Raw genomic sequence first — 18,006 nt, 5'->3', positions numbered from 1 at the left:
TTTTGTGCCAAAGAAAGATGGAAGGGAGCCATTCGCGATGGCAGGAAAACAAGCGCTGAATATTGTAAAAATGAAAAAAATGAAGCAGGAGGGCATTCCGCTCAGTATGCTGACCGCCTATGATTATCCATCGGCTAAGATAGCCGAGGAGGCGGGAATTGACATCATTCTCGTGGGGGACTCGCTGGGTAACGTAGTTCTTGGTTACGATTCGACCATCCCTGTGACCTTGGATGATATGGTGTACCATTCCCGGACAGTTGCAAGAGGCGCTGAGCATACATTTATCGTAGCGGACATGCCTTTTATGACATATCACGGCAGCATATCCGAAAGTCTTCAAGGCATCCGCCGTCTGATGCAAGAAGGACATGCGCATGCTGTTAAATTGGAGGGCGGAGCTGAAATTACCGATGTCGTAAAAGCGACTGTTCAGGCAGGTGTACCTGTGCTGGGACATATCGGGCTTACTCCGCAATCAGTTAATCAAATTGGTGGCTATCGCATTCAAGGTAAGGACGAAGCAGACGCACGTCGGTTGATGGCAGATGCCAAGGCATTAGAGCAGGCGGGTGCCTTTGGTATTGTCTTGGAATTGGTGACTGAGGAAGTGGCAACGGCGATTTCTAAAGAACTTTCCATTCCAACCATTGGAATCGGTGCAGGACGTGGATGTGACGGTCAAGTACTTGTTTATCACGATCTGATTCAGTACGCATCTCCTTATTTCAGCAAACGCTTTGTTAAAATCTATGCCGATGTAGGCGGCTTGATCCGTAGCAGCATTGAGCAGTATGTGAGTGATGTGAAAGGGCGGGCATTCCCGGCCGCAGAGCATGTATTCAGCGCGGATGACCGTGTTGTGGAGTCCTTGTACGGACAGGCAAAAGGACAAGCGCAGAAACAAGCTAAGGAAAAGGTGGAATCTCAGTCATGATCATCGTAAGAGAAGTGGCTCAACTACGCAAGGTTATTGCCGAACGTCGGCAACTTGGAGCCAATGGAGCAAAAACGGTACACGATTCTGCCTCTTTACTGCAACATAAAGTCGGCTTTGTACCAACGATGGGATACCTGCATGAAGGACATGCGAGCTTGATGCACAAGGCGCGTGAAATGGCAGATACGGTGGTGCTTAGCATTTTCGTAAATCCGATCCAATTTGGACCGAATGAAGATCTGGAAAGCTATCCCCGCGATGAAGCTCGTGATTTGGAGGTAGCACGGCGTGAGGGCGTGGATATTGTATTTTTGCCAACTGTAGCAGAAATGTATCCACAACCAACCCAAACCAAAATTCGTGTATCCGCTTTGACAGATCGCTTGTGCGGTGCTTCCCGTCCCGGCCATTTTGATGGTGTGACTACGGTGGTAGCCAAGCTTTTTAACATGATAGGTCCTGATTTGGCCTTTTTTGGGATGAAGGACGCACAGCAGGTTGCTGTGCTCCAGCAGATGGTGACTGATCTCAATATGAACGTGACTATCGTACCTTGTCCCATCGTCAGAGAGGCGGATGGTTTGGCCCTCAGCTCCCGTAACGTGTATTTAAGTGCAGAACAGCGCGAGCAGGCATTGGTGCTGTCCCAGTCACTGCGTAAGGTGCAAGAAGTGAGCGAAGATATTGTAACAAACACAATTACGATTCGTCAGTTACATCAAATGGTGGAGTCCACCATTACTTCCTCTCCTTTAGCAGACATTGATTACATTGAAATTTTAACTTTTCCCGGTCTGGAGCCCCTTCTTCCCGAGCAGCGGCTATGTGATGTTCGGGAAGACATCATCGTAGCGCTAGCTGTGAAATTTGGCAGTACCCGACTGATTGACAATATAAGAATACAGAAGGCGGAGGTGCTTTCCCATGTTTAGAACTATGATGAAATCCAAAATTCACCGCGCTACGGTTACGGAAGCTAACCTGAACTATGTGGGGAGTATCACTATAGATGAAGATCTCATGGAGACATCGGATCTGTTGGAGAATGAAAAGGTTCAAATTGTAAACAATAACAATGGAGCTCGACTGGAAACCTATGTTATCCCCGGACCGCGTGGGAGCGGTGTGATCTGTCTCAACGGTGCGGCAGCTCGTTTGGTGCAGCCTGGTGATACAGTCATTATTATTTCCTATGCTTCCATGTCAAATGAAGAGGCCAAAACATACAAACCAACAGTGGTATTTGTTGATGAACATAATAAACCAGCCCAAACGATGAACAAAGAAGTACATGCGACGATCATGTAATGAATGGGAGTGTGGATGAAACCCGCCTTTTAAGCGAAAAATGTGAGTGTATTAATCCATCTTTCATAAGGGCGGGATGCACATGTTCCAGCATGTATTCGCAGAAATGAACAGCATGTTAGATGATATCGTGAAGCATTACCCATCAGCCCAGGGCTCCCGCAGGCAGGAGCTGCTACAGCACTGGAGTCTGCTGCGGAGAATGAGTGACGGAATTATGGATGAGTGGCTGGCCTTTGAGGAAAAAATGGTGTGCCTGCGTGCGGCCGGCTTTTCCGCAGAGACCGATATGTCTGACACGGAGCTGCCTGAAAAAGAGCTACCGGCTTTTAGTCGGGGGCAAGGGTATTATCGATTACTTATGTACCCTGAGGCGATCCAACAATTTGAGCAGGTACTACAGCATTTTCCGAACAGTTGGCAGAGTCGCATGTATATGGGAATGGCCTATTTTCAACTAGATGATCCAGCAGAAGCTGTATACCATTTTCAGAAGGTGCTGGACCTGACTGAGCAGGCAGGACTAAAAGCGGTCATCTATAATGCGCTAGGCTGTCTGTTGGCAAAGCAGGCTGACGTAGAGGAGGCGCAAAAATGTTTTGCTCTCGCACATCAGTTAGATCCTGCGTTACCCGAGCCGCTGCACAATATGGAAGCCTGTTTGTCCGGTACCGAAAAGCTTCGATACGACAGCTCCATAATGACCTGGATGTAGTTGTCAGACACCGAGTAAGACGATGCATGCCCACCTCCTGAGGCGGCGTATGCATCGTCTTTTTTGGCTGTCTTAATTTCCAAACACGCGATCTTCTGCTATGCTAATATACGGAGTTATTATTTTTGTAAGTGTCATAAGAAAGGATTAAGCCCGAATGAAATTTGCGGTATTGGATTTTGAAACGACAGGCACCCAGTCCGCGGATGACATCATTCAAGTCGGACTTGCAATTATAGATCATGATAACAGCATTTCCCGTGTTTACGGCTCTTATGTGAACCCTGGCAGATCTATTCCACCTTTTATCACTGGATTGACCGGAATTACAGACGATGACGTGAAGGATGCACCTGCACTTGAAGAAATGATGATGGAGCTTGTGCCTATGCTGGACGATGTTGTACTGGTCGGTCATAATGTGGCGTTTGATTTTAATTTTTTGCAAAACGCTCTGGATCGGTGCGGATACTTGCCATTTAGCGGAAGAATCTTGGATACAATGGATTTTCTGAAAATTATGTTTCCATCACTATCTTCGTATCAGTTGGGTTTTGTGTCTTCTGAGTTCGGGCTGGCACATGATCGCCCTCACCAAGCAGACAGCGACGCATTGGCTACGGCCGAGGTGTTTTTAAAGTGTCTGGGTGAGCTTCAAGCATTACCTCTGATAACGATACAGCGGCTTAGTGATTTGTTTGCAGAGGAAGACAGTGACCTTGGATGGTTTCTTGATGGGGTGCGTGAAGAGAAAGAGCTTGATCCTATTCAGGATTTGGAGGGATATCAGTTTTTTCGTCAGCTTGCGCTAAAAGTGGAAGATTGGACGGAGCTAGCTGCTCCGCGTAGAGAAGATGACCCGAATCCACTGTCAGGTGTTACCTTTGAGGAGTACATGGATGATGTGCGGGACAATTTGCGTTCATCCTTGAGTCAATATGAGGAGCGCGAGGCGCAGATACAGATGATTGAGGGTGTGAATCAGGCACTGAGTGAAGACAAGCATCTGCTGATTGAAGCAGGTACAGGAACAGGGAAGTCTCTGGGTTATTTGCTCCCATCGCTGTATCACAGTGTGAAAAAGGGACAGCGCGTTATGGTGAGTACACATACGATCAACCTGCAGGAACAATTACGCGAGCGCGACATTCCGATGCTGACCAAGGTGATTCCGTTTCCGTTTCGGGCAGCTATTTTCAAGGGTCGGGGACATTATTTGTGTCTGCGTAAGTTTGAACATAAAATAAACAGAAGAGACTTCGCTACACCGAAGGAAGATTTAATTACAGCGGCTCAGATGATCGTCTGGTTGACGTTAACAGAAACCGGTGATGATGAAGAACTGAATCTGAGCAACCGTGGAGGGGATTTCTGGGAAACGGTGGCGAGTGATTCAGAGTCCTGTCTTGGTCGTTCTTGCCCATGGTTCCGCAAATGTTATTATCATCGTGCACGCCATGAAGCAGGAATAGCGGATGTTGTTATTACGAATCACTCTAAGTTGTTCACAGACGTCAAAGCCAGTCATCAGTTATTGCCGAGCTATGAACATCTGGTGATAGATGAAGCCCATCACCTGGAGGAAGTAGCTGGTAAACACCTAGGTATGCATATGAAATATTTCACACTCGTGCATACACTGACGCGACTGTTCAAAGACAGCAAGAATGGACAACTGCCTTCGCTTCGTCAACAGTTGGCGAAATCGGGGCACGAGAAGTCGGCAGATTGGGCCTCAACTATCGACCAGCTGTATCCGCTCGTGTTAGAGGTGAAGGAAACTTGGGACCTGCTAAGCGACAAGCTGTTTGGCATGTTGCCGGAGCGAAGTGATGCGACACCGGGTGAAACAGGACAGTTTTCTTCCCGTCTCAAACCTTCGGCCAAGCCTGCAAAGTGGGATCAGGCGGGAGCTTTGGAAAATCAGCTATATGTAACGATGAGCGAAATTTTGCGCAAGGGCGACAAGCTGATGCTGGACGTCAAGGAAGAACATGACGATTATGCGGCGGATAGCCTTATTACAGATATCACGGGTCTGCTCAAGGATTTGGCGGGGATTCGAGAAAATTTGCGCTTTTTTATCCGACTCGATGATGAAACAACCGTATACTGGCTCGAGGCGAGCGGGCAATTCCGTAGTAAATCATTGCAATTTTATGCGGTACCCGTCGATGTGAGCCGCCAGTTGAAAGAAATGTTTTTTGACAAAAAAAGAAGCATTATTCTGACTTCTGCTACCTTGTCGGTAGATAAGTCGTTTCAGTACATGATCGATCAGCTCGGCTTACAGGAGGCCGCAGATCAAGAGCGGCTGATGACTTCGCAGCTCCCGTCACCCTTTAATTACAGGGATCAGGTGTTGCTGGTTATTCCACGGGATTTCCCAAGTGTGAAGGGCAGTGTAGGAGATGCACATTTTGTAGATATGCTCGTTAGCTCTCTAGGAGCGACTGCTCAGGCGACGCAGGGGAGAATGCTCGTTCTGTTTACGTCCTATCGGATGCTCCGGCAAGTGTATGAGCCGCTCAAAGAGGCCTTAGCATCCAGCGAAATTACTGTGCTGGGACAAGGTGTGGACAGTGGAAGTCGCAGCAAGCTAACCCGCCGGTTTCAGGAAGCGAAAGCTTCTGTATTGCTGGGGACCAGCAGTTTCTGGGAAGGCGTCGATATTCCGGGGAAGGCTCTGACTTGTCTAGCCATTGTTCGCTTGCCGTTTCAACCGCCGAATCACCCGCTGCTGGAGGCAAAAAGCGAACTGCTCCAGCAGCAGAAGAAGAATCCATTTATGAAGCTGTCTGTACCTCAAGCGGTCATTCGCTTCAAACAGGGATTTGGTCGGTTGGTACGTACAGCGAACGACCACGGGGTCGTTATCGTTTATGATACGCGTGTGATTGAATCCTATTACGGAAAGCACTTTTTGTACTCGTTACCGGGACCAAAAATGGAGCATATGCCATCGGAGCAAATGGTGCCCCGCATCGCCGAATGGCTCCAATCCGCCCCGGAGACAGAGGCATAACGGACGGACATAAGTATGTTCGTTACAATTAGGGGGAGCAAGTATGAAATCAGATAAAATTTCAGAGGCTGTCGTACGGAGGTTACCCGTATATTTACGTTATCTGAATGCACTTCACAAACGGGAGGTGGCTACGGTCTCTTCACAAGAGTTGGGACAGAGGCTAGATTTGAACCCGGCCCAAATCCGTAAAGATCTTGCTTATTTTGGAGATTTTGGTCGGAAGGGTATTGGTTATGATGTTTCTTATCTCATTGAGAAAATACGCCATATCCTGAAAATCGACCAACAAATTAATGTAGTCTTGGTCGGAGCGGGTAATCTGGGGCAAGCCCTTTCGAATTATAACGCTTATTTAAAAGACAATATGAAGATTGTGGCGGTATTTGATGCGTTTCCGGATAAGGTAGGAACCAAGATCAATACATTGGTCGTGCAACCGATGGATGAACTGGAAGCGACTGTGAAAGAAAAAAACATTCGAATCGGGATTATTACCGTACCTGATTTTGAAGCACAGCACGTGGCTGATAGGCTTATTGATAGCGGAATTGGAGCGATCCTGAACTTTGCACCGACTACTCTCAAGGCACCAGCCAACATTCGGATTCATGCCACAGACTTTACAACTGATTTGCTTAGCCTCGCTTATTATTTGGAGGACGGAAAGGAAGAAGCACAATATGACAGTGAATAAATGGATGATTAAAAACGGATCTTTTGCAGTAAATGGACCAGAAGCAGGGGTAGTCCATGGTTTTATGATTGTGGAGGATAGTCGTATTACTTATATTGGCGAAACCTTGCCTGCGGGTGAGGAAGAGACGGAAGCGATCGATGGTAAAGGGCTATTGTTTTTACCTGGTCTGATCAATACTCATGGTCATGCGGCGATGTCTCTACTGCGTGGGCATGGAGATGATTTGGCACTTCAAGTATGGCTTCAGGAAAAAATGTGGCCTATGGAAGCCAAGTTTACATCTACAGACGTGTACTGGGGTACGTCCTTGTCTGTGCTGGAAATGCTGAAAGGTGGAACAACAACCTTCCTCGATATGTACGATCATATGGATGAAGTGGCTCGTGTGGCTGAGGAGTCAGGTATTCGTGCAAGTCTGATGCGTGGAGCAATTGGACTATGTTCGGAGGAAGAACAGCGAATCAAGCTGGCAGAGGCCGTGACTTTTGCACGTAACTGGCACGGTAAAGCAGACGGGCGTATTACTACGATGATGTCTCCGCACGCGCCATATACATGTCCACCTGCGTTTATTGAAAAATTCGTACAAGCTGCGCATGATCTGGACTTGCCACTGCATACGCACATGTCTGAGACGATCGCCGAAGTAGAGCAAAACGTACGCGACTACGGTTTGCGTCCGGTTGCACACTTGGATAAGCTTGGCTTTTTCTCCCGTCCTTCGCTTGTTGCCCATGGCGTTCATTTGAACGACGAAGAAATAGCTTTACTGGCAGAACGTGGTGTAGCGGTTTCCCACAATCCTGGCAGCAACTTGAAGCTGGCAAGTGGTGTGGCAAGAGTGCCTGAATTGCTGCGTGCAGGGGTTACGGTTTCTCTCGGAACGGATGGTCCTGCCAGCAATAATAACCTGGATATGTTCGAGGAAATGCGTCTGGCAGCACTTATTCACAAGGGTGTATCCGGTGACCCTACGGCAGTTCCTGCAAGTGAAGCGCTGCGTCTGGCAACAGAATACGGTGCAAAGTCGATTGGTTTAAAAGAAGTAGGAGCGTTGGCAGCAGGCAACAAGGCTGACTTTATCGCGCTGGATCTGGATCAGGCACATTTCTTGCCGCGTACAGATCTTATTTCCCATGCGGTATACTCTGCAAGCGCCAAGGACGTGGCTCATGTGTGGGTAGACGGTCGTCAGGTTGTGAAAAACGGCGAATGCCTGACTATGGACGAGGAACGTATCAAACATGAGGCACAAGCCGCCTTTGAAGGGCTGCTGTCGCGCTAATTCAGGTGTCACATCCCCTTAGAGAGGAAGCACGGGTTTGAAAAATAAGAAAAAATGGATAGCGGTCGCCATTTTGGCCGTGATACTGATCCTGGTCAGCATTTTCTGGTATTATTCCTATGTTACTCAAGACCAGGTGGCTGAGAAAAATGCCGCTATCATTAAGGCCAAGCAATCAGGTGGTCTGGTTAGCACGACTCAAACATGGAAGTCTGTGTGGGATCAGGTATATTGGGTGGTTCAGGGGAAAAATGCACAGAATGAAAATATAATGGTATGGGTTCCTTTTCAAAAAGTGGGGGGACAACCTAACGTACCTGCCGCAGATAATAGCGGTGTTCATACCGAGCTGCTGAAGAACGGAGTCGACGAGCAAAAAATGACGTCGCTAATTCAGCAGCAGCTTCCAGGTGTAAAAATTGTAAGCCTCCAGCCGAGTGTGTTCAATGGCGAATATGTGTGGCAGCTGTTTTACGATGATGGAAGCCATCATTACTATGCCTTTTACCGTTTTTCAGATGGGGGAGCGACGGGGGTAAAGTATACTTTGCCCAATAACTGAGCTGGTTGAGGATCAGCAGATGTGGAATGAATGACTAGTAAATGATTAAAAGCTCAAGAAAAAGACGTAAATGCGATGAAATTCGTATTTACGTCTTTTAGTCTTGCTATGCCGTAAAGATGAGCTGAATGCCAGCGAAGCATCTTTACCTACCCAACTTCTCTCCTAAGGCAAATTCATCTTTATGGCGGGCAACAGCGATCGTAAGATCAAATCCTACACGCAGCGTCCCACCTCCACCATAACCAAAGATTTTGCCTCATCACAACTCCTCCACACATTGCCTTCGATTTTAGATATACGTTATGATATACTATATTTTATAAGTGATAGACAAAAATGATAGAAAAAAGAATTGCTGATCACTGTAAGATCATGCAATTTGGTTGTTTGTTGACATTCGTCCCGTTTCTTCTGAGTTTTACATTTTGAGAGGAGGATGTTGTTTGAAATTGCGTGCAGTTCCTATCGTTGTGGCGGCAGTTTTGGCAGCTTTGCTGCTATTTGGGGGATGGTTCATTTACCGTCAGGTTACAATGCAAAGTCCTCTGGAAAAACTGGTTTCTCAATATCCAGGCGTGACAAGCGCTCAAATAGATATTAAACAGGATCAGGTTGTATTGAAACTAGATCTCAAACCGCAGGCGGATGTGGCCGGATTGGTCGATGTAGTTAAGCAAAAAGGACAATCCATCATTGGCAGCCGCACCATTAAGCTCGATATTGCAGACCGTTCCAATTCAGCACTGAATCAATGGTGGTCTGAGGCTATGTTTCCTGTAGCCGAAGCGATGGAAAATAGAAAGTATACTCAAATTTCATCTACAGTTGAGCATATGAAAAAGAAAAAGACGGGTATCAAAGCTGATACCGACATGGATTCGAACAATGTCTATATCCGACTCAGCGAAGGGAAAGCGACCAAGTTTATCGTTTTGCCACGTCAATCTCAGCAGATGGGGGTATGGCCTAATGCCTAGATGGATCAAGGAAATATTAATCGGCATTGTGCCGGTAACCATTATATTTCTCGTTTTTATTGGGGTAAATATTATCCCTCTTCTAGTTGCTGGTGTGATGTTCAGCGGCTTGTTAATGCTCATGCATGCTCGTGGAGGCTTGGCCGTAGGTGCTGGGCAAGAACGTAAACGTAAAAAAAATGGCCCGGACAAGCTGACTTTTGAGGAAATCGGTGGGCAAGAAAGCGCTAAGCAGGAGCTGCGTGAGGCCTTGGATTTTTTGAATCGACATGATGAAATCTCCAAGTTTGGTATCCGTCCATTAAAAGGCGTTTTGCTCACAGGTCCTCCGGGAACAGGAAAAACACTGATGGCTAAGGCAGCGGCACACTATACTAATTCTGTTTTTGTTGCAGCCTCAGGTAGTGAATTTGTTGAAATGTACGTTGGTGTTGGAGCAGGTCGTGTGCGTGAGTTGTTCCGGGAGGCACGTACTCGTGCAGCCAAGGAAAAGAAGGAAAATGCAATTATTTTTATTGACGAAATCGACGTAATTGGTGGTAAACGTGAGGGTGGACAGCAACGAGAATATGATCAGACTTTGAATCAGTTGCTGACAGAAATGGATGGTATTTACTCGGTAGATACACCGCGGATTTTGATCATTGCGGCAACAAACCGTAAAGAAATGCTGGACAGCGCCTTAACGCGTCCAGGGCGTTTTGACCGTCATATTCAAGTGGATTTGCCTGATAAGAAGGGCCGTCTTCATATTCTTAAAATTCATGCCAAAAACAAACCGATTCAGGAAGATGCGAATCTGGATAAAATTGCTGAGGAATCTTATGGGTTTTCTGGCGCACAGCTGGAGAGCGTAATGAATGAAGCGGCAATCTATGCGATGAGACAGGATCAGAAAATGATTGCACAGAAACATCTGTCGATGGCAATTGACAAAGTGATGATGGGTGAAAAGACAGATCGAGAATCGACCTTGGAAGAGAAAAAACGTGTAGCGATCCATGAACTGGGACATGCTATTATGGCCGAAATTGTTCGTCCTGGTAGCGTAAGCCAGGTTGCACTTAGCCCACGTGGGAAAGCGCTTGGGTATGTGCGCCACAATCCACAGCAAGAGCATTATTTATACACCAAGCAGTATCTGGAGGAGCAGATTATGATCTCGCTCGCAGGGGCTACGGCAGAAGAAATGTACTATGGCGGTCGAAGTACCGGCTCTAGTAATGATTTTGAGCAGGCGCTGAACATCGTCCATACGATGATGACTTCCGGTTTGACTTCACTTGGCATTATTAACATGGAAATGGTAACGAAAGAAGAACTCATGCGGGAAAATGGCGAGATTATGGCTGACCTGCATACCCGAACTTTGGAACTGCTGGAAAAGCATCGTCCTGTGTTCGACAACTCACTTGACATCCTAATGAAGGAGGAAACTTTGTCTGGAGACCAATTTAGATGTCAATTTAGTGAAAATGCTTTATTACCAGCATAATTTTTTATGCTGGTTATTTTTTTTTACTTTTAGTCCGTGCTAAGATATTATTATCTATTGGGACATAAACATGTATTTTTCGACAAAGAAGGATACAATATATGAGAGTGACCAGGAAAGGGTGGAGTTAAGAATCATGCAATTTAAAAAAATCGGCGTCATCGGCGGCGGCACCATGGGACAGGGGATTTCTGAAATGCTCGCGTCCAAAGGAATCGATGTGCTGCTGGTAGAGCAGACACCAGAGAAACTAGACTACGCCTACAATATGATTGAAACGAGTCTGGACAAACAACTGGAAAAATGGGCAATTACTCAAGCTGAGAAAAAATTGATCTTATCCCGCATTCAGAAAGTATCCCATTTAGCGGAGCTCGGCAGCTGTGATATGGTCATTGAGACTATTACAGAGAATCTGGACGAGAAGAAAGCAGTGTTCCAAGAGCTGGACCATGTGTGTCCAAACAATATTATTCTTGCAAGTAATACATCCACGCTGAGCCTGACCGAGCTTGCCAGCTCGACCAAGTATCCAGAGCGTGTTATTGGTATGCACTTTATTTATCCAGTATCCCGTATTGATCTCGTAGAAATTATTCGTGGTTTAAAAACTTCGGATGATACCTTTGAAAACACTAAGATGTTCGTGGAAGAAATAGTGGAGAAAAAAGGAGTCATGATTTATGAATCTCCTGGATTCGTAACAAGCCGGATTATCTGTCTGCTGATTAACGAAGCGGCCCATGTACTTCAAGAAGGCGTGGCTTCCGCTGATGATATCGATGACGCTATGCGAATCGGCTATAACTTCCAAAACGGTCCTTTGGAAATGGCTGACCGCTTTGGTCTGGATTCCGTTTTGGCTGCTCTGGAGCGTATGTTCCGTGAATTTGGTGAATTGAAATATCGTCCGTCCATCGTACTGAAGAAAATGGTGCGTGCAGGTAATCTGGGCGTGAAATCGGGCGAAGGCTTCTTTAAGTACGACAAGGATGGTGACCGGATATGAAAATTCTCGTAATCAATGCAGGGAGTTCTTCTCTGAAATACCAATTGTATGATATGACGGACGAGTCCGTTTTGGCAAAGGGACTGGTAGAGCGTATCGGTATGGATTCCTCCATTCTGACGCATAAGCCAACCAATAAAGAAGAATACACCGAAGTTAGCGAAATTTTGGAACATACTACAGCCATCCGTAAAGTGCTAAACGCACTCACAGATGCTGAACATGGTGTAATCTCCAGTACTAGCGAAATTCAGGCTGTGGGCCACCGTGTGGTTCATGGAGGCGAAATCTTTAAACAGTCAGCAGTTGTAACGCCTGAAGCGAAGAGTGAAATCCGCCGCTTGTTTGACCTGGCGCCACTGCATAACCCTGCTTCCATGATGGGGATTAAAGCGGCTGAATTGAATATGCCAGATGTACCGCAGGTTGTAGTATTCGATACCTCGTTCCATCAAACCATGCCTGAAAAAGCTTATATGTACGCCATTCCAAGAGTGTTGTACAATAAGTACAAGGTTCGTCGTTACGGTGCCCACGGTACTTCCCATGACTTTGTGAGTAAGGAAGCAGCCAAATTCCTTGGTCGTCCTTTGGAAGACCTGAAGATTATCACTTGTCATATCGGTAATGGTGGTAGTATAACAGCAGTTCAAGGCGGTTTGTCTGTTGATACTTCCATGGGGATGACTCCACTGGAAGGCCTTATGATGGGTACTCGTAGTGGTGATTTGGACCCAGCAATCGTACCTTATGTCATGAACAAAGAAGAATTGACTGTCAATGAAGTCAATTCCATGCTGAACAAGCATAGTGGACTTTTAGCTATCTCCGGTATCAGCAGTGACATGCGTGAAATCACAGAAGGTATGGAAAAAGGCGAAGCTAATTCTACATTGGCATTTGAAATGTATGAATACCGTCTGCGCAAATACATTGGATCGTATGCTGCCGCAATGAACGGGGTAGACGTAATTGCATTTACAGCAGGTGTAGGCGAGAACTCCATCGTTCTGCGTAAGAGAGTGTTGGAGCAATTGACATTCCTCGGTGTCGAGCTGGATGAATCGTTGAATGCTATTCGTTCTGGCGAGCCTCGCCGGATTACAACTGCAAATTCAAAGGTAGAAGTACTGATCATTCCAACGAACGAAGAACTGGTTATTGCCCGCGACACGTTCCGTCTGGTTCAGTAGTTCGGTTCGAAAGTGTAAACTTTATGCATGTGGACTATTGTTTGAGTTCCGCATGCACCAAACAGCGAGAGCAAACAGCCTGACCCAGGGGGAAGGGCTGTTTGATTTTCGGTTAAGAGGAGAGAGACGGTCATGACGAATAAAAGTACGATTGCCCAAGTGGGCCGCCATGTAGGGGAAACGGTTACAATCGGCGCTTGGGTAAACAATAAACGATCTAGTGGTAAAATTCAGTTTCTGCAACTGCGGGATGGCAGCGGGTATATTCAAGGGGTTATCGTGAAAAGCGAAGTGTCCGAGGATATTTGGAATGACGCCAAATCCTTGACTCAAGAGAGCTCCCTTTACGTTACTGGAGTGGTGCGTGAAGAACCGCGTAGCCAATCAGGCTTTGAATTAACGGTTACAGGCATTGACATTATTCATTTGACCGAAAACTACCCGATTACACCCAAAGAGCACGGTGTAGATTTCCTGATGGATCATCGTCACTTGTGGTTGCGTTCCGCCAAGCAACGTGCTGTTTTGATCGTACGGGCGGAAATTATCCGTGCTGTACAGGAATTCTTTAACGGCAACGGCTTTACGAAGGTGGACCCACCTATTTTGACTCCTTCTTCTGCAGAAGGCACAACAGAGTTGTTCCACATTAAATATTTTGATGAAGATGCGTATTTGACACAAAGCGGACAGTTGTACATGGAAGCCGCGGCAATGGCGCTGGGCAAAGTGTATTCCTTTGGTCCAACTTTCCGTGCGGAAAAGTCCAAAACACGTCGTCACCTGATTGAGTTCTGGATGATCGAACCTGAGATGGCTTTTGTGGATCATGAAGAATCCTTGCGCGTACAGGAGCAGTTTGTAAGCCATATCGTGCAATCTGTTCTGAAAAATTGTGCGAAGGAGCTTGAAACCATCGGACGCGATGTTTCGAAGCTGGAGCAAATTCAAGGCGAATTCCCACGTATTACGTATGATGAGGCGATTGCCTTCCTTCAAGGTGAAGGTTTCGATATCCCATGGGGGGAAGACTTTGGTGCTCCTCATGAAACGGCGATTGCCGAAAGATATAACAAGCCTGTGTTTATTACACATTGGCCGACACACATTAAGGCATTCTATATGAAACCAGACCCGACCCGTCCAGAGGTTGTTCTGTGTGCCGATATGATCGCTCCTGAAGGCTACGGCGAAATTATCGGGGGTTCCCAACGGATTGATGATCCAGCATTGATGGAAGAACGTTTTAACGAGCATAACTTGGCTCGTGAAGCCTACCAATGGTATATGGATCTGCGCACATATGGTACCGTTCCGCATTCTGGTTTTGGACTGGGCCTGGAGCGTACAGTAGCATGGATTTGTGGACTCGATCATGTACGTGAAACGATTCCGTTCCCACGTATGCTGTATCGTTTGTATCCGTAACCGATGACCGGATCATTCGACAAGACATCAGCGGCAGAATGGGCGGAGGGAGTAGCCTTTGCTATGGAAGCCGGAATGGTCCAGATTCCCTACGCCCTGCTCAAGCATTATCGAACACTTCGGCTGGCAGATGGCGAAATGCTGCTACTGATGCAGTTGCTTGCCTTCAAACAAGCGGAACGTAATGAATTTCCGACATGGGAACAATTGCAGGCCCGTATCGGATGCACTGCGAATGAAATCGCACTCTATTTCAGTAAGCTCATGAAAGAAGGATTTTTGAGAATTGATTCCGTAGAAGACCGCAGTTCATCTGTACAATTCGAACGTTACAATTTGACGGGGCTGTATCGTAAGTTGGCAGAATGTATGATCGCCGAGCGTAACGAGCAGCACGATGAAGATGACATTTTGTTTGCCGGAAAGCCGGATTTACTGAATGGAATATCGGAATCCCCGCTTACAGAAGAACGGAATTTGTTCACGATTTTCGAGAAAGAATTCGGGCGACCATTATCACCGATGGAATACGAGACGATCACCAGCTGGGTGGATCAGGATCGGTATCCCGAGGAGCTTATTTTGCTGGCTTTGAAGGAAGCGGTATTTGCAGGGAAGGTACATTTCCGGTATATAGACCGTATTTTGCTGGAGTGGAGCCGAAACCGTGTCCGTAATGCACAGGATGCCAAAGAATACGCCCAGCGATTCCGTGGTGGCGGACGCAATTAATGTATCGGTCTAAGCCTTTTAGGTAGTAGACTTATATATGAAGGCTGTTACTGCAGATTGGCTATTGTGCAATGAGGACAACATGGAATATCGCCTGTGCGCGTGAGCTAAGCCGAAATGAAGACGAGTAAATAGGCTTTAATGATAGAGGACACACCATTCCGTCAGGAGGGTGTGTCCTTTTTAAATTATTTTTTCGAAATATGCAGGGGAAGGAAATTTCCTGGCGTCTATAGTATTGGGAAGGGGGAGAGCGTCATTGATATAGAGAGAATCATTGAACGAATACGGTCTGGTGACCGGCAGGCGTTCCGTGAGATCGTAGAGCTGTACAGCAAGCATGTATTTCATATCGCCTATTCGGTGCTGCATGACAGCAAGGAAGCAGAAGATGCCGCGCAGGAGGCATTCGTTCAGGTGTACAAGTCTCTCCCCCAGTACCGGAACGAAGGTTTTAAAACGTGGCTGAGCCGAATTGCGCTCCACAAAGCGCTGGATATTAAGCGCAAACAGGACAGACGCCCCGCAGAGCTAATAGACGTCGCACAATCCCTTGTACAGCTCCCTTCCCGGGATGAGGATGTGCTGGCTCGTCTCATCCGCGAGGAGCAAATTAAAGAACTATCGCAAAAAATCGCTCAGTTGCCCCAGCAACATCGGGATATTATTCAAGCCTACTATATGCAGGGCAAAACCTACGACCAAATTGCAGAAGAGACGCAGGTAGCTTTAAAAACGGTAGAGTCGAGACTCTACCGGGCGCGACTATGGATTCGAAACCACTGGAAGGAGGAGGAATGGCAATGACTGACCAACAGGATAAACCGTGGATTGAAGGGAAATCGAATGACTGGCATGCTTACATTGCAGGAACTTGCACGATAGAGGAATCTGCCCGGCTGGAAAGGCTCCTGTTGGAAGACGAACAGGCGCTGATGTTATATCTTGTTGCACTGGAGCAACTGGAGTCAACTATGAAAGATTATTCTGCCTGGATGGATACGGAGCGCTTCACAGATCAGGTAATGGCCGTTCTTCCCGAGCTAGAAGCTGAACCGAGTCAAGTTATGTTCAAAAAACGCCGCTGGTTTGAAAAACCTGTGTTTCACTATGTTGTCGCCGCAAGCCTAACGTTGATCTTGTTGTCCAGTGGAGCCTTTGACAAAATGATGCCGCAAACAGACGGAAAGCCGATTCCTCCAAAAGAACGCGTCTCTTACAGTGAAGAGGTCATGCGAGCTACCACGACCTGGCTCGATAAATTAAAGCCCTAAATCTTCGGATAAAGGGTGAGACGAAAAACTCAAAAACAACAACCTTCAGATGGGGACTTCATTAAAATCCCATAAATAGAAAGGAAGTGTAGCGATGCCTTATACGGAAAGAAGCAAGCTCTTGGCATTTCTATTGAACATCATTCCCGGTGTGGGACACTATTACTGGACCAGAAAAGCCAATGCGTTTGTATACACCATTTTGTTTTTCGGATGTCTGGCGGGAGGATTATTTTTTTCAGTGGTATCAAGAGACGAATTACCTTTATTGGCCAGTATGTTTGTTGCCGCTCTTTTTTGGGGACTGAGTATGCTGCATATTATTATTAGCTTGTTGCGTTATGATCCTCGTGCAGCTGCTGTTCCATATCCCCCTCATGTAGGACCTAATCCATATGGTTATTACTCGCAAAGTGGGCCTTATGGACAGGCTGGTTTAACAGGAGAGGTACCGGAGGAGGCAACACACGCAGATACGGATTCACCGGGGGCAGGAATGGGATATGGCCCAGGCTATAACCATTATCAACAAGGACACTATGGTATGGCAGGATCACCTGCTTTTCAAAAAGGATCGGACAATGAACGATTTTTTACGATTTTGCTGTCGTTCATTCCTGGATTGGGACACCTTCACTTGGGCCTGATGCAGCGTGGTTTGTCTTTTCTGCTATCTTTCTTTGGCTTTGGAGCGATCCTCGTTTTTATTACCAGCATTACAAACGAATCCGGATTTTTGGCGTTTGCGGGCGTGTTACCGATCATTTGGCTGTATTGCATGTTTGATGCGGTGCAGCATGTACATCGCAAACAAGCGGGAGAAATGCTTCAGGACCGTACTTTGTTTGAGGAACTGGAATATGGAAGAGTCGAGGGACGGCGGAGTAAAATGCTGGCTACCATTTTATCGGTATTTCCCGGTGCTGGACATATGTATATCGGTATGCAAAAGCGTGGACTCCAGCTCATGCTTCTGTTTTTAGGAGGCATCTATGTACTGGACGTGCTGCATCTTTCAATTTTTTTGTTCCTGATTCCGGTGGTCTGGTTTTATAGCTTTTTTGATGCGTTGCAGCAAGTAAGCCGTTATGGACGGGAGCCGCTGATCGATAAGCCTGTGATCGGTATGTTTGCACAATATCACCGCTGGGTAGGCTTGGGGTTACTATTGCTAGGAGCCTATTACATCTTAATCAACGTATTAGTTCCTACTTTGGAACGTCTGTTTCCGAATGGAGAGATTTATAATTTGGTTGACATGTATCTACGAACGATTATCGTATCCTTATTGTTAATTGGCGGTGGTATTTGGATGATGATCGGGAATTCCAAATCTAAACGAGTAAAGGAGAAGCAATAG

At 46.6% G+C, this 18,006-nt stretch carries 17 protein-coding genes; all 17 read left to right on the top strand.

Annotated features, from left to right (window positions below; genetic code table 11):
• Window positions 1–37: 37 nt before the first annotated feature.
• The 17 genes from panB to MLD56_RS14405 all read left to right on the top strand — a co-directional run bounded on the left by panB (window position 38) and on the right by MLD56_RS14405 (window position 18,006).
• Window positions 38–937, top strand: coding sequence for a 3-methyl-2-oxobutanoate hydroxymethyltransferase (panB, locus tag MLD56_RS14485; RefSeq protein WP_029517365.1), 900 nt, complete (start codon window positions 38–40; stop codon window positions 935–937).
• Window positions 934–1,872, top strand: a complete 939-nt coding sequence (panC, locus tag MLD56_RS14480; protein WP_029517366.1) for a pantoate--beta-alanine ligase — start codon at window positions 934–936, stop codon at window positions 1,870–1,872. The genes panB and panC overlap by 4 nt, the downstream gene beginning before the upstream one ends.
• Complete coding sequence (panD, locus tag MLD56_RS14475; protein WP_013371641.1) at window positions 1,865–2,248, top strand: aspartate 1-decarboxylase; 384 nt, start codon at window positions 1,865–1,867, stop codon at window positions 2,246–2,248. Before panC ends, panD begins: the two co-directional genes overlap by 8 nt.
• Window positions 2,249–2,330: 82 nt before the next feature.
• Entirely contained in the window at window positions 2,331–2,963 is a 633-nt protein-coding gene (locus tag MLD56_RS14470; protein ID WP_029517367.1) for a tetratricopeptide repeat protein, read from the top strand.
• Window positions 2,964–3,120: 157 nt separating this feature from the next.
• The gene (dinG, locus tag MLD56_RS14465) at window positions 3,121–5,988 is read left to right on the top strand and encodes an ATP-dependent DNA helicase DinG (RefSeq protein WP_029517368.1); all 2,868 of its coding nucleotides are present in this window, start codon (window positions 3,121–3,123) and stop codon (window positions 5,986–5,988) included.
• A gap of 43 nt (window positions 5,989–6,031) precedes the next feature.
• Complete coding sequence (locus MLD56_RS14460) at window positions 6,032–6,685, top strand: redox-sensing transcriptional repressor Rex (protein ID WP_029517369.1); 654 nt, start codon at window positions 6,032–6,034, stop codon at window positions 6,683–6,685.
• Window positions 6,672–7,973 (top strand): amidohydrolase, encoded by a 1,302-nt coding sequence (locus MLD56_RS14455; RefSeq protein ID WP_029517370.1) that lies wholly within the window; start codon window positions 6,672–6,674, stop codon window positions 7,971–7,973. The genes MLD56_RS14460 and MLD56_RS14455 overlap by 14 nt, the downstream gene beginning before the upstream one ends.
• Window positions 7,974–8,010: 37 nt before the next feature.
• A complete protein-coding gene (locus MLD56_RS14450) occupies window positions 8,011–8,535 on the top strand; it encodes a cell wall elongation regulator TseB-like domain-containing protein (protein WP_029517371.1) in 525 nt (174 codons plus the stop codon).
• Window positions 8,536–8,981: 446 nt separating this feature from the next.
• A complete protein-coding gene (locus MLD56_RS14445; protein WP_029517372.1) occupies window positions 8,982–9,515 on the top strand; it encodes a hypothetical protein in 534 nt (177 codons plus the stop codon).
• A complete protein-coding gene (locus MLD56_RS14440) occupies window positions 9,508–11,010 on the top strand; it encodes an AAA family ATPase (protein ID WP_029517373.1) in 1,503 nt (500 codons plus the stop codon). The genes MLD56_RS14445 and MLD56_RS14440 overlap by 8 nt, the downstream gene beginning before the upstream one ends.
• Window positions 11,011–11,146: 136 nt before the next feature.
• Window positions 11,147–12,019 (top strand): 3-hydroxyacyl-CoA dehydrogenase family protein, encoded by an 873-nt coding sequence (locus MLD56_RS14435; RefSeq protein ID WP_029517374.1) that lies wholly within the window; start codon window positions 11,147–11,149, stop codon window positions 12,017–12,019.
• Window positions 12,016–13,212 (top strand): acetate/propionate family kinase, encoded by a 1,197-nt coding sequence (locus tag MLD56_RS14430; RefSeq protein ID WP_029517375.1) that lies wholly within the window; start codon window positions 12,016–12,018, stop codon window positions 13,210–13,212. Before MLD56_RS14435 ends, MLD56_RS14430 begins: the two co-directional genes overlap by 4 nt.
• Before the next feature lie 132 nt (window positions 13,213–13,344).
• The gene (asnS, locus tag MLD56_RS14425) at window positions 13,345–14,640 is read left to right on the top strand and encodes an asparagine--tRNA ligase (protein ID WP_029517376.1); all 1,296 of its coding nucleotides are present in this window, start codon (window positions 13,345–13,347) and stop codon (window positions 14,638–14,640) included.
• A 3-nt stretch (window positions 14,641–14,643) separates the two neighbouring features.
• Window positions 14,644–15,372, top strand: coding sequence for a DnaD domain-containing protein (locus tag MLD56_RS14420; RefSeq protein ID WP_049816981.1), 729 nt, complete (start codon window positions 14,644–14,646; stop codon window positions 15,370–15,372).
• Between the two features lie 174 nt (window positions 15,373–15,546).
• Window positions 15,547–16,179: an RNA polymerase sigma factor gene (locus MLD56_RS14415; RefSeq protein ID WP_274597660.1), complete on the top strand. Its 633-nt coding sequence runs from the start codon at window positions 15,547–15,549 to the stop codon at window positions 16,177–16,179.
• Entirely contained in the window at window positions 16,176–16,646 is a 471-nt protein-coding gene (locus MLD56_RS14410) for a hypothetical protein (RefSeq protein WP_029517379.1), read from the top strand. The genes MLD56_RS14415 and MLD56_RS14410 overlap by 4 nt, the downstream gene beginning before the upstream one ends.
• Window positions 16,647–16,740: 94 nt before the next feature.
• Window positions 16,741–18,006, top strand: coding sequence for a hypothetical protein (locus tag MLD56_RS14405; protein WP_029517380.1), 1,266 nt, complete (start codon window positions 16,741–16,743; stop codon window positions 18,004–18,006).

The sequence above is a fragment of the Paenibacillus peoriae genome, from assembly GCF_022531965.1.
In the GTDB taxonomy this organism is placed as follows: Bacteria; Bacillota; Bacilli; order Paenibacillales; family Paenibacillaceae; genus Paenibacillus; species Paenibacillus polymyxa_D.
This window is presented reverse-complemented; position numbering and strand designations above follow the sequence as displayed.

Excerpts from the sequence above, each read along its gene's own strand:
- panB (WP_029517365.1), top strand. The coding sequence starts at position 38 with ATGGCAGGAAAACAAGCGCTGAATATTGTAAAAATGAAAAAAATGAAG.
- panC (WP_029517366.1), top strand. The coding sequence starts at position 934 with ATGATCATCGTAAGAGAAGTGGCTCAACTACGCAAGGTTATTGCCGAA.
- panD (WP_013371641.1), top strand. The coding sequence starts at position 1,865 with ATGTTTAGAACTATGATGAAATCCAAAATTCACCGCGCTACGGTTACG.
- MLD56_RS14470 (WP_029517367.1), top strand. The coding sequence starts at position 2,331 with ATGTTCCAGCATGTATTCGCAGAAATGAACAGCATGTTAGATGATATC.
- dinG (WP_029517368.1), top strand. The coding sequence starts at position 3,121 with ATGAAATTTGCGGTATTGGATTTTGAAACGACAGGCACCCAGTCCGCG.
- MLD56_RS14460 (WP_029517369.1), top strand. The coding sequence starts at position 6,032 with ATGAAATCAGATAAAATTTCAGAGGCTGTCGTACGGAGGTTACCCGTA.
- MLD56_RS14455 (WP_029517370.1), top strand. The coding sequence starts at position 6,672 with ATGACAGTGAATAAATGGATGATTAAAAACGGATCTTTTGCAGTAAAT.
- MLD56_RS14440 (WP_029517373.1), top strand. The coding sequence starts at position 9,508 with ATGCCTAGATGGATCAAGGAAATATTAATCGGCATTGTGCCGGTAACC.
- MLD56_RS14435 (WP_029517374.1), top strand. The coding sequence starts at position 11,147 with ATGCAATTTAAAAAAATCGGCGTCATCGGCGGCGGCACCATGGGACAG.
- MLD56_RS14430 (WP_029517375.1), top strand. The coding sequence starts at position 12,016 with ATGAAAATTCTCGTAATCAATGCAGGGAGTTCTTCTCTGAAATACCAA.
- asnS (WP_029517376.1), top strand. The coding sequence starts at position 13,345 with ATGACGAATAAAAGTACGATTGCCCAAGTGGGCCGCCATGTAGGGGAA.
- MLD56_RS14420 (WP_049816981.1), top strand. The coding sequence starts at position 14,644 with ATGACCGGATCATTCGACAAGACATCAGCGGCAGAATGGGCGGAGGGA.
- MLD56_RS14410 (WP_029517379.1), top strand. The coding sequence starts at position 16,176 with ATGACTGACCAACAGGATAAACCGTGGATTGAAGGGAAATCGAATGAC.
- MLD56_RS14405 (WP_029517380.1), top strand. The coding sequence starts at position 16,741 with ATGCCTTATACGGAAAGAAGCAAGCTCTTGGCATTTCTATTGAACATC.